Here is an 11,286-nt window from a genome sequence, read left to right as displayed (position 1 = left end):
ATACGCGAAGCACCTCGAGCATCAACGGCGTGCATACCATTGACAGATATCAGGGTACGCAGCGACGGATTTTCAATCAAGGCGATCATATGCTTGGCGATTGCAATCTCAATATCGTCATCGACATCTGGGGCATATACCAATCCAGCCTTGGCCGCATCAACAAGCTGCCTCTTCTGGTTATCTGCGGTACTGAGCACCAAGGTCGGCAAGCCAAGGCAGCAACGCTCCCAGGTCGCCCCTCCACCTGCGCCGATAGATAGATCAGCATCCGCCATCAATTCCGCCATGCGATCGGTTTGAACATGGCAAACATAACCATATGCAGCACAATCCCTCAGCAGCTGTTCTCGCTGCGGATGCACCGCACCAATAACAACATCGACCTGCAGAACGGTATTTTGCAAGGCAACCAATCCTGTAATAACACGGCCAGTGTAATTTTCCGCATCAACCCCACCGAAAAACACAAGTATGCGCCGTACATCGCCGTCGCGCGGCATGCTGCGTTGACGTGTCAATTCGAAATCAGGCCTCAACAACGCGTAGCGCGGGCCAGTCAATTGCCTGCAATGTGGTGGCACTTTACCGACGTAGCGGCTATGCATGTCGGAGTACATATTTTGATCCAACAGTACGTCACAGTCGTGAATGCGATCAGCAAGATCATCAATGACCATGATCTTGCTGCAAGATAGGCGTAACTCTGATTCCCAACGCGCATCCAGTGCATAGTGATCGGCAATCAGCCAATCCCATTCCCTGCCCGCCAGTGCCACCCTGGTCGCCTGCGCATCGATTGCCTGGCTGGTGCCCAGCCATCGCGCATGCGCAAGTTCATCGGTCAAACCTTCGTGCGACTCAGCCAGTAATGTGAACTGATGCCCATGATCACGCACCATCTGCTGCAGGTGCAGGGGCATGTGGCGACTGACAAAATGTACTTCTGCACCACGTACTCGCAAGGCATCAGCCAGCGTGAGGCAACGCATCAAATGGCCGGTACCTATCTGATCCGATGCATCAACACGAATGGCAAAGTGCATGTTGTGCTCAGTTCAAGCGCTTGAAACCGCCATGGCAGACCGGCCCTTTGAGCAGGCCCATCACGTCCCGGCCTTCCTCGCATTCCTTGACTAGTGCAAATACCGGGTCAAGCGCTTCAAAGAAGTCATTCACTACCTTGGGGGTGTGTTCAGTGCACACGTACACACTGGTACCTGCAAGATAACCTTTGGCCAGCATTTCTTGCGTAATCAAGGTTTTGTATGCCAGCGCATTCGGGCTGTTAAATCCAAATCCGGTCAATGCAGGCAAGCCATTGGTAGTAATAGCCAGGCCATGTTTTTCTGCCAGCGTCTTCCAGCGCGCAGTGATGTCCAGCCCTGTATTGGTGATCGTATCCCATGACTTGACGCGCGCCATGACATCCAGGGTTGCCAATGCAGCGGTGGGGCCGATGCGCTCGGTCCAGAAGGTACTGCTAATAAAGGTGGTTTGTGCTGCTTCCATGATTTCGCGGCGTCCGATGGTGGCCGTAATGCCGTAGCCATTACCTAGTGCTTTTGCAAACATGGCCATGTCCGGTTCGACACCGTACATCTTGTGTATGCCGCCGTATGTTTGGCGAAACCCCGATGTGCATTCGTCAAAAATCAGCACGATGCCGCGCTCGGTAGCAAGCTGGCGCACCTTGTGCAGGAAATTGTCTTCCGGCCCGAAGTTACGCACCACTTCCATTTTGATTACGCCAATGTCGTGTTCATTGACGAGCGCTTCAAGCTCGGCGAAATTATTGTAGTTGAACGGGAATACAGTGCCACGCAGGTTTTGTGGCACGCCGTTGGGCTGCAAACCCGGCAACAAGTGACCAGCCAGGTTCTTGTCGTCGCCCAGATTTGCCGACAAATACCAGTCGTGCCAGCCGTGATAACCGCAGATGGCAACCTTGTCCTTGCCGGAAGCAGCGCGCGCAATCCTGATCGCAATCGCATTGGCCTCGCCGCCCGAACGTGCAAAACGCGCCATGTCGGCCCATGGATGCAGCTCGATCAATTTTTCGGCAAGATACACTTCTTCCGGGCAGTTCAAGGTCGACATATTGCCCGCATCGATCGTCCGCCGCACTGCATCGTCGACTTCAGGATGGCCGTAACCCAGGGTATTGGTACCTATCCCCATAATCGACATGTCGATGTATTCGTTCCCATCCAGATCCCAGACCTTGCAGCCTTTGGCCTTGCTGAAGTACGCCGGCCACAGATCAGGTAAAAACATTTCTGCGCGTTTGGACAACAGCATATTGCCGCCCGGTATAACCTGCTTGGCGCGTTTCCAGAGTTTTTGTCCGGTACCCATGCTTGCTCCTTCGTTACGGATGATGTCTTGATTCATGTGAAAAATATCTGGCTGACTATGCTGCAGCTCAAGCACTTCAGTCCAGGAGAAATCTGTACGAGGAGAAAAGAACTGAAAAATCTTTTCTATGACGGCCAGATCGGCAGGCTCATCCACAGTCCAGCGCAGCGCCGAAAGATCATGTTCATGCTGAATGGCGGCGGTCGCGAATCGCCCCGATTCGCGCAGATAAGGTGTCACATGCTCGTGATCATATGCTTTATCAGTTTCTTGGCTTGCCTGTTCAAGCGCCTTTAAAAAGAATACTTCGATATCCAGGCCATCGGGATATGTGGGTGGACTGATATTGCTGAAATAATCTGCATTCGACGATTTGAAGCCGCGAATGACTTCATCGACCAGCTCCGGATCTACCAACGGACAATCCCCGGTAATGCGTACCACCACATCGGCTTGATGAGCCCGTGCAGCCTGCAGATACCGGTCGAGCACGTCATTTTCACTGCCCTGCTCACAGGCGTAACCAAGTTTGTTTATGTATTCAACCAGAGCTTGATTGCGCGCATCGACCGAAGTAGCGACCACAATCTGATCCACCTCGGTGGCGCGCGACAGGCGTGAAAGCAGGATTTCAATCATCGGGACTCCACCGATCGGCTTCATCACCTTGTTGGGCAAACGGGTAGAGCCCATGCGGGCTTGAACAAGCGCAACAACTTTCATAGTCTGGACCAGAGGGCGGGATTGAGTAAGACGGGATCAATAGTTTGCGGCCAATCCGGCAAACCAGGCAAGACGCCAATAGCTGCGGCATGAATCTCATGCAACTGGGCCGCACTGTCGACACCAACAACAACATTGTCGACTTCTTCAACACTCATCGCATAACGCAGGCAGGCTTCTAGCGGCGAGAGGCCTGTTTCATTGAGCCAGCGTTCCCATTCTGACCACAGGAATTGCCAGCGATTGAATTTCTGCGGTCGTTTATCCGCCGGCATCAATAACAAGCCCTGCAGGAAAGTGGAACGCACGTGCAGTTCGGTACCGCTACGTTTGAGGCGCTGAGCCCAACCTGAAGTGACCAGACGCCGGTCCAGTATATTCAGCGGGGCCTGCACCAGATCAAAGTGCATTTCCCTGAACAGGCTATCCAACTCGCTAGCGTCATAGATCGAGATGCCGATTTTTTTGGTGTAACCGAGTATTTTCAGGCGCTCAAGCGCATCAAACAATTGCGATCCGCGCGCTTCCAGCAACTGAGCCGGGCGATGCAGCAACACTGCATGGAGTTGCTGAACCCCGAGGCGGTCCAGCGATCCTCTTACCTGAGCTTCAACCCATCCAGCGACATTGGTGCATGTATCTGGCATTTCGGGCAGCTTGGTGACAATGCGCCAGCCGGCAACACCAATTTTACCAAGCGTGGATTCACTATCGCCATAGGCGATAGCAGTATCCAGCATATTGATGCCTGCATGCGCAGCCTCGGCAAGTATCTTGCCAGCCTCGTCCAGATTGACGCGACCAGCATTATTGGCGACACCGTACTCGAGACCGAATTGAACCGTACCAAGCGCCAATCTGTTATTCATCTAATTTACTGTTATTGGTACCAATGAATCAAAAAAGCGTTTGATGTCCAATCGGCGTCGTCAATCTTTGCACGACTTCTGCCTGTTGTTCCTTCGTCAGTGCTGGATACATGGGCAGGCTGATCGCTTCTGCATAATAACGCTCTGCTTCGGGGAAGTCGCCAGGGTTAAAGCCCAGCTTGGCATAGTAAGGTTGCCGATAGACCGGGATGTAATGCAGATTCACCCCAATACCAGCAACACGCAAACGCTCAAACACCTCGCGGTGACTTGCTTTTATCTCTTCAAGTTTGAGGCGAACGACGTAAAGATGCAGCCCAGAATAGCTATCCCCATGCTGCCATGGAATGGAAACCGGGCATTTTTTGAACAGCTCATTGTAATTTTTGGCAAGTGCGTGTCGCGTTGCAACGAAATCATCCAGACGCTGCATCTGGCTGAGACCTAGCGCAGCCTGTATATCCGTCATCCGGTAATTGAAGCCAAGTTCAATCTGCTGGTAATACCAGGGGCCGTCCGGTGCCTGGGTCATCTCCGCAGGATCTCGTGTAACACCATGACTACGCAGCCGTGCCATATGATTATGCAACTCCGGATCATTGGTCAGCGCCATGCCACCCTCACCCGTCGTAATGATCTTTACCGGATGAAAACTGAATACGGTGATGTCACTGTAACGGCCATTACCAATAGCCTTTCCTTTGTAACGCCCACCTATCGCATGTGATGCATCTTCAATGATGCGAAAGCCGTACTTCAATGAAAGCGCATGAATTGCTTCCATCTCGCATGGTTGGCCGCACAGATGGACAGGTATGACGACCTTGGGTAACTTGCCGACTTCTGCTGCTTGCACCAGCTTCTCTTCCAACCGGGCCACGCTCATGTTGTAAGTACGCGGATCGATATCCACAAAATCGACTTCGGCACCACAATAGCGAGCGCAGTTTGCACTAGCCACAAAAGTGATCGGACTAGTCCACACATAATCACCGGAGCCAACACCAAGAGCCAGACACGCTATATGCAATGCAGAAGTGGCGCTATTGACGGCAATCGCATGGCGAGCCCCGCAATAATCGGCCACTGCCTTTTCAAATGCCGGGACGACAGGGCCTTGAGTAAGAAAGTCTGAACGCAATACAGCGGCTACTGCCTGGATATCAGCTTCCGAAATATCTTGGCGACCGTAGGGAATAGTCAAAGTGAAATTCCTTAGAATTTGGCGCTTTTCAGCATGATGTTAGGTATACAGAATACAAAATACAAAATATCTTCCTGATTTTTTGTAAAAAGTCAGAAGCAACATGACTAAGCCACGTTGCTTCACCCTTAGCAAGCACCACAACCATGAAGCAAAGATGGAATCTTACCAAACAAACACATTTTTACCGTAAGTATTGACCTAAATTTTCATCGTTATTCTGAAAATTTAAGGTAAATAAAGTGGAAATAACGAGAAAATACGCCATTCATGCGCCAGAATTTTCAAAAGAAATAGCGATTACTTTCTAAAAAAACTGGAAAATTCAAGTTAAAAAGAAGGGCCGGTGAGATCAAGTAATCTCACGGCGCCGGGTGGACTTCGTGTCTTTTTGGGCCTGAACGTAGCTCAGTACCTCTCATCTTTGATATCGACGAGCTCAAAAAATACGCATCTTGAAACAGAAGCTTATTAATTTACAAATGAAGTTTTATTATTAGAATCCTGAGGAAATTTAACAATAAACGTACTTCCCATCTCCGGCTGCGACTCTATCGCCAGCACAGCCCCATGCCGCAGCAGCACATGCTTGACGATCGCCAGGCCCGGGCCTGTACCCTGGGTTTCCCGCGAGCGGCTCTTGTCGACGCGGTAAAAACGCTCGGTCAGGCGGACGATATGCTCGGGGCGTATGCCTATGCCGCTGTCCTTGACTGAAAATTGCGGGCCTGTTTCAGTGTTTTTCCATTTGATATCGATACGACCGCCCTCCGGCGTGTAACGCACCGCATTGGAGACCAGGTTGCTGAAAGCGCTGCGCAATTCATCGGTACTGCCCTCAATATCGGGGCCGTCTATCGTCAGCGAAATCGCATGGCGCCCGCCGGACAAGGCTTCGGCTTCCTGCCGGATCTGGTCCAGCAGGTGATGGATACTGACGTGTTCGGGGCGTAGCGGGTAATCAATGGACTCCAGCCTGGTCAGCGTCAGCATGTCTTCGACCAGATTCTGCATGCGCTGGCCCTGCTCTATCATCAGCTTCAGATGCGACATGCGGACGGCTTGATCAAGATCAGGTTGAGACTGGGCGATTTCCAGGAAGCCGTTGATGACGGTCAGCGGCGTGCGCAGCTCGTGCGAGGCATTGGCGATAAAGTCACGGCGCATCATTTCGATACGTTCCGCTTCCGTCACATCGTGCGTGACCAGGATCTGGCGGCGATTTTCAAACGGGATGATCTGCACGATCAGCTTGCGATCCCGCAGACTGAGCGTGAGCGGCTGTTCATAGCGACCCAGTATGATGTAATCGATGAAGTCAGGGTTGCGGATCAGGTTGGTGACGCGCATGCCCTTGTCACGAAGGTTGCTCAATCCCAGATGCTGTTCTGCCGCCGGATTGCACCACTCGAGGAACAGCACGTCATCCATGATGACGACGCCATCGGGCAACAGGCTCATCGCCTGCCGGAAACGGGCCAGCCATTCGGTCAGCTCAGCGCTGTTACGCTCATCATCGCGGCGGAAACGGTACAGGCGTGAAAAAATATCCGTCCATGCGCCCCAGCCATCGGGTAATTTTTCGCTATCGGGATGATCGAGCCAGGCGTTCAACAGATACAGGTAATTGAGCTGGATGACGATCAGGGCAATCAGGCACAGCAGCCCTGCCGACAATCCGACGACAGGCCCGAAAAAATACCAGAGAACGCCGGCGGCGATGAGAATAAAGGATAACCGCAGGGTGACGGGTATCCAGAACAACAACTGAGGATTCATAGACGGCTTGCTTCGACTTATTTTTCTGAGAGCATATAGCCTACACTACGCACCGTTTTGATCAAGTGTTCTGCATCTTTCAATGCCTTGCGCAAGCGCAGCACGTGGACATCGACGGTGCGCTCTTCTATCACGACGTGATCGCCCCACACCTTGTCGAGCAACTGGCTGCGGGAAAATACGCGGTCAGGATGTGCAAGCAAAAACTTCAGCAGCTTGAATTCGGCATGGCCGATATCGATTTTTTCATCATTCATGCTGACGCTGCAGCTGATCGGGTCGAGGCTGACCGTGCCGGCCGTCATCATGCTTTGCGCATGCTCTGGCGTCTTGCGGCGCAGCAGTGCATTGATGCGCGCAGTCAGTTCCCGCGGCGAAAAAGGCTTGGTGACGTAGTTATCGGCGCCATTATCGAGGCCGGCTATCTTGTCCTCTTCCATGCTTTTTGCAGTCAGCATGATGATGGGTAGTTCGTTGAACTGGCGATCAGCGCGTATTCTCGACAGCAGGCGCAAGCCGCTTTGATCAGGCAGCATCCAGTCGAGCAGTATCAGTTGCGGCAGGCGTTGCTGGATGAAATCCCAGGCTTCGCCGGCAGTCTGTACGGCAGCGACATTCCAGCCCGCCCCTTTAAGGGTGAACGTCACCAGTTCAATAATCGGCGGTTCATCTTCAACTATCAGTATCGTGGGTTTTTCGGCGGCCATGGTATTAGTTAGTGGTGCGATCTTCTCGTTGCGATGCCGCGTAGTCGGTGTGGCGTATGTCCTTGCCTTCGACGATATAGATGACGTACTCGGCAATATTTTTTGCATGATCGCCGATGCGCTCGATAGCCTTGGCAACCCAGAGCGTGTCCAGTGCACCTGAAATGGTGCGCGGATCTTCCATCATGAAGGTAATCAAGGTCCGCATGACCGAGCGGAATTCGTGATCGACAATTTCATCCTGTGCGATCAATCTGATCGCCTGCTTGCCGTCCAGACGCGCAAATGCATCCAGTGCATCGTGCAACATGTCGCCGGCGCTGGCGGCCATCACGCGTATGGTTTCGTAATGGTTGATCGTCGTGACGCCACGCTCGGTGATGCTCTTGGCGGCGCGTGCAATCTTGGTTGACTCATCGCCTATGCGCTCCAGGTCGGTAATGACCTTGATGGTGGCCATTACGGTGCGCAAATCGTTTGCAGCAGGCTGGCGTTTGACGATCAAATGGCTGCAGGTATCGTCGAGCGACACTTCCAGGTTATTGACGTTTTCATCGGCCTTGATGACTTGCTCGGCTTGCGTGATATTGCCGGTCCTGAAACACGATACGGCATCTTGAAACTGGCTTTCGACTAGGCCGCCCATGAGCAAAACCTTGGAGCGTATGGTTTCCAGATCCATGTCGTATTGCTTGGAAGAATGTTCGCCTGGCATCAGGTTTCTCCTAAATTATTCTATTAATGGTCACGTGCAACGCATGGCATAACGTCGGCACAAGGCTGGTTTTTCTTTTTTTCTAATCAGCCGAAGCGACCGGTGATGTAATCCTGCGTATCTTTCTTGTTCGGGTTCATGAAGATTTGATCGGTTTCGCCGAATTCAACCAGCTCACCCAGATACATGTACGCAGTGTAATCGGAGCAGCGCGCCGCCTGCTGCATGTTGTGGGTGACGATGGCGATCGTGTAATCACCCTTCAATTCACTGATCAATTCCTCGATCTTGGCAGTGGAAATCGGATCGAGTGCCGAGGTCGGCTCATCCAGCAGCAATACGTCGGGCTTGACGGCCACGCCGCGCGCGATGCACAGGCGCTGCTGCTGACCACCGGACAGGCTCAAGCCGCTCTTGTTGAGTTTGTCCTTGACCTCGGTCCACAATGCAGCCTTGTTCAGCGCCCATTCAACGCGTTCATCCATCTCGCCTTTCGGCAGATTTTCATACAGGCGCACGCCGAAGGCGATGTTGTCGTAGACCGACATCGGGAATGGCGTCGGCTTCTGGAACACCATGCCGACCTTGGCGCGCAGCATGTTGACATCCTGACCCGGCTCGAGAATATTCTTGCCGTGGTAAATGATCTTGCCCTCGGCGCGCTGGCCCGGATACAGGTCATACATCCGGTTGAAGGTGCGCAGCAAGGTCGATTTTCCACAGCCTGAAGGACCGATGAAAGCCGTCACTTTTTTATCATTGATATCCAGGTTGATATTCTTCAGGCCTTGAAAAGCGCCATAAAAAAAGTTCAGGTTCTTGATTTCGAGAGTCTTTTTATTTGTCATGTCCACAGACGTTTGAGTAGTCATAGCTTGGCCTGGAAAATCAGTTATTAACTTTTTGGTTGAACATCGAGCGCGACAGGATATTGAGCGCCAGCACACTGAAGGTAATCAGCAAGGCACCGCCCCATGCCAGCGAGCGCCAGTTGTCATACGGGCTCATCGCAAACTGGTATATCACCACCGGCAGATTCGCCATCGGCGCATTCATGTTGGCGCTGTAGAACTGATTGTTCAATGCGGTAAACAACAATGGCGCCGTTTCACCCGAGATGCGCGCAACAGCCAGCAAGACGCCGGTAATCACGCCCGCCTTGACGGCGCGCAAACGCACGAAGGTCGCCACACGCCAGCGCGGCGCGCCGAGCGCAAAGGCTGCTTCACGCAAGCTGGTAGGCACCAGGTTGAGCATATTGTCAGTGGTGCGCACGACGACTGGAATCGCGATCAGCGAGATCGCAAAACTGCCGGCCCAGCCGGAAAAATGTTTGACGTTGGCGACGTAGATCGCATAGATGAACAAGCCGATCACGATAGACGGCGCCGACAGCATGATGTCGGTCACGAAGCGCGTAATCTTCGCAAACCAGCTGACTTCACCGTATTCAGCCAGATAGATGCCGGCCAGTATGCCGATAGGCGTACTGATGAACACCGCCGCACCGACCATCAGCAAACTGCCGACGATCGCGTTCATCAAGCCGCCGCCTTCACTACCCGGCGCCGGCGTGGTTTGCGTAAAAATCGAGAGCTGGATAGCACCCACGCCCTTGATCACCAGCGTGAACAGGATCCACATCAGGAAGAACAGGCCTATCGTCATCGCCAGGAAAGACAGCGCAATACCGACGCGATGGATCAGCAATCGCTTGCGATAGACTGGATTCATCGCTTCAGCTTTTATGTGAGTCGTCATTTTGCACCCTCCTTGCGGGACATGCCCATCAACATCAGCTTGGCAGCCGACAGGACGATGAAGGTAATCACGAACAGGATCAAACCGAGCGCGAACAGTGAAGACACATGCAGTACCGACTCGGCTTCGGCAAATTCGTTGGCCAGCGTTGAAGCGATACTGTTACCGGCAGCGAACAACGACCACGAGAGTTTGTGCGCATTGCCGATCACGAAGGTAATCGCCATCGTCTCGCCGAGCGCACGCCCCAAGCCCAGCATGACGCCGCCTACCACGCCGATGCGGGTATAAGGCAGCACTACCTTGCGCACCACTTCCCACTTGGTGCAACCCAGTGCATAGGCTGATTCCTTCAACACTGGCGGCACGATTTCAAACACGTCGCGCATCACCGAGGCAATGAAGGGGATGATCATGACGGCCAGGATGATGCCGGCAGCCAGTATGCCTATGCCCATCATCGGGCCCCTGAACAATTGACCAATGACCGGGACGTGCCCCAGCGTGCCAGCCAGTGCCGGCTGGATGTAATCGGAAAACAAGGGGGCAAAAACGAACAAGCCCCACATGCCGTAAATAATGCTGGGCACACCGGCCAGCAATTCAACTGCAGTGCCCAGGGGACGCTTGAGCCAGGCAGGGCAGATTTCTGTAAGGAACAATGCAATGCCAAAGCTGACAGGAAATGCGATCAGCAAGGCGAGGAATGAGGTAACCAGGGTACCGACGATCGCAATCGCCGCGCCATATTGATCGTTGACGGGATCCCACTCAACGCTGGTAATAAACGGCAAACCGAATTCTTTTAAGGCAGGCCAGGCACCTATCATCAGCGATGCAATGATGCCGAGCAAAACGAACAAAACGCTCAATGCGAAAATGAACGTGATTTTATGAAACAGGAAATCCTGAAGTCGCTGCTTGCGCATCGTGGCCATCAGCGCCTTGCCGAATATGCCGTCTTCACTGTTTTCTTTATCAAGGGTCATTGCGTGGGCGGGAATGGAGTTAAAGCTTGCGCTCATAGTATCTGATAGTTAAGTAGGGCTGGCACCATGCCACATCGATAATGCATGCAGCGTGGTGACAACCCTGTGTAACGTTAAACAACGAGTGGAGCAGGAATTACCAGATAGCCTTGCCGGAAGCGTCTTTCAGATTTGCTTTCCA

10 protein-coding genes are annotated in these 11,286 nt (G+C 52.8%); all 10 read right to left on the bottom strand.

Annotated elements, in window-relative coordinates; all coding sequences use genetic code 11:
• Positions 1 to 1,046: UDP-2,4-diacetamido-2,4,6-trideoxy-beta-L-altropyranose hydrolase (pseG, locus tag Q7T06_RS08625; protein ID WP_304783504.1), on the bottom strand; the 1,046-nt coding region annotated here is incomplete at its 3' end.
• A gap of 7 nt (positions 1,047 to 1,053) precedes the next feature.
• Positions 1,054 to 3,081, bottom strand: a complete 2,028-nt coding sequence (locus tag Q7T06_RS08620; RefSeq protein ID WP_304783500.1) for an aminotransferase class III-fold pyridoxal phosphate-dependent enzyme — start codon at positions 3,079 to 3,081, stop codon at positions 1,054 to 1,056.
• Complete coding sequence (locus tag Q7T06_RS08615; protein ID WP_304783497.1) at positions 3,078 to 3,950, bottom strand: aldo/keto reductase; 873 nt, start codon at positions 3,948 to 3,950, stop codon at positions 3,078 to 3,080. The genes Q7T06_RS08620 and Q7T06_RS08615 overlap by 4 nt, the downstream gene beginning before the upstream one ends.
• Before the next feature lie 28 nt (positions 3,951 to 3,978).
• On the bottom strand, positions 3,979 to 5,154 hold the full coding sequence (gene pseC, locus Q7T06_RS08610) for a UDP-4-amino-4,6-dideoxy-N-acetyl-beta-L-altrosamine transaminase (protein ID WP_304783493.1): 1,176 nt from the start codon (positions 5,152 to 5,154) through the stop codon (positions 3,979 to 3,981).
• 471 nt (positions 5,155 to 5,625) lie between these two features.
• Positions 5,626 to 6,933, bottom strand: a complete 1,308-nt coding sequence (phoR, locus tag Q7T06_RS08605) for a phosphate regulon sensor histidine kinase PhoR (RefSeq protein ID WP_304783491.1) — start codon at positions 6,931 to 6,933, stop codon at positions 5,626 to 5,628.
• A gap of 17 nt (positions 6,934 to 6,950) precedes the next feature.
• On the bottom strand, positions 6,951 to 7,640 hold the full coding sequence (locus Q7T06_RS08600; protein WP_304783487.1) for a response regulator: 690 nt from the start codon (positions 7,638 to 7,640) through the stop codon (positions 6,951 to 6,953).
• Between the two features lie 4 nt (positions 7,641 to 7,644).
• A complete protein-coding gene (gene phoU / locus Q7T06_RS08595) occupies positions 7,645 to 8,355 on the bottom strand; it encodes a phosphate signaling complex protein PhoU (RefSeq protein WP_304783484.1) in 711 nt (236 codons plus the stop codon).
• Positions 8,356 to 8,441: 86 nt separating this feature from the next.
• Positions 8,442 to 9,227 carry a phosphate ABC transporter ATP-binding protein PstB gene (gene pstB, locus Q7T06_RS08590; protein ID WP_304783481.1) on the bottom strand — a complete coding sequence of 262 codons (786 nt, stop codon included), beginning with the start codon at positions 9,225 to 9,227 and terminating at the stop codon, positions 8,442 to 8,444.
• Positions 9,228 to 9,243: 16 nt separating this feature from the next.
• On the bottom strand, positions 9,244 to 10,116 hold the full coding sequence (pstA, locus tag Q7T06_RS08585; RefSeq protein WP_304783478.1) for a phosphate ABC transporter permease PstA: 873 nt from the start codon (positions 10,114 to 10,116) through the stop codon (positions 9,244 to 9,246).
• Complete coding sequence (gene pstC / locus Q7T06_RS08580; RefSeq protein ID WP_304783475.1) at positions 10,113 to 11,105, bottom strand: phosphate ABC transporter permease subunit PstC; 993 nt, start codon at positions 11,103 to 11,105, stop codon at positions 10,113 to 10,115. Before pstC ends, pstA begins: the two co-directional genes overlap by 4 nt.
• Positions 11,106 to 11,286: the final 181 nt, after the last annotated feature.

It is taken from the genome of Herminiimonas sp. (assembly GCF_030645555.1).
GTDB lineage: Bacteria > Pseudomonadota > Gammaproteobacteria > Burkholderiales > Burkholderiaceae_D > Oxalicibacterium.
Note: the sequence above shows the minus strand (reverse complement) of the source record. Positions and strands in the feature narration are given on the sequence as shown.

Coding starts and splice junctions, on each gene's coding strand:
- Q7T06_RS08620 (WP_304783500.1), bottom strand. CDS start 3,081: ATGAAAGTTGTTGCGCTTGTTCAAGCCCGCATGGGCTCTACCCGTTTG.
- Q7T06_RS08615 (WP_304783497.1), bottom strand. CDS start 3,950: ATGAATAACAGATTGGCGCTTGGTACGGTTCAATTCGGTCTCGAGTAC.
- phoR (WP_304783491.1), bottom strand. CDS start 6,933: ATGAATCCTCAGTTGTTGTTCTGGATACCCGTCACCCTGCGGTTATCC.
- Q7T06_RS08600 (WP_304783487.1), bottom strand. CDS start 7,640: ATGGCCGCCGAAAAACCCACGATACTGATAGTTGAAGATGAACCGCCG.
- phoU (WP_304783484.1), bottom strand. CDS start 8,355: ATGCCAGGCGAACATTCTTCCAAGCAATACGACATGGATCTGGAAACC.
- pstB (WP_304783481.1), bottom strand. CDS start 9,227: ATGACTACTCAAACGTCTGTGGACATGACAAATAAAAAGACTCTCGAA.
- pstA (WP_304783478.1), bottom strand. CDS start 10,116: ATGACGACTCACATAAAAGCTGAAGCGATGAATCCAGTCTATCGCAAG.
- pstC (WP_304783475.1), bottom strand. CDS start 11,105: ATGACCCTTGATAAAGAAAACAGTGAAGACGGCATATTCGGCAAGGCG.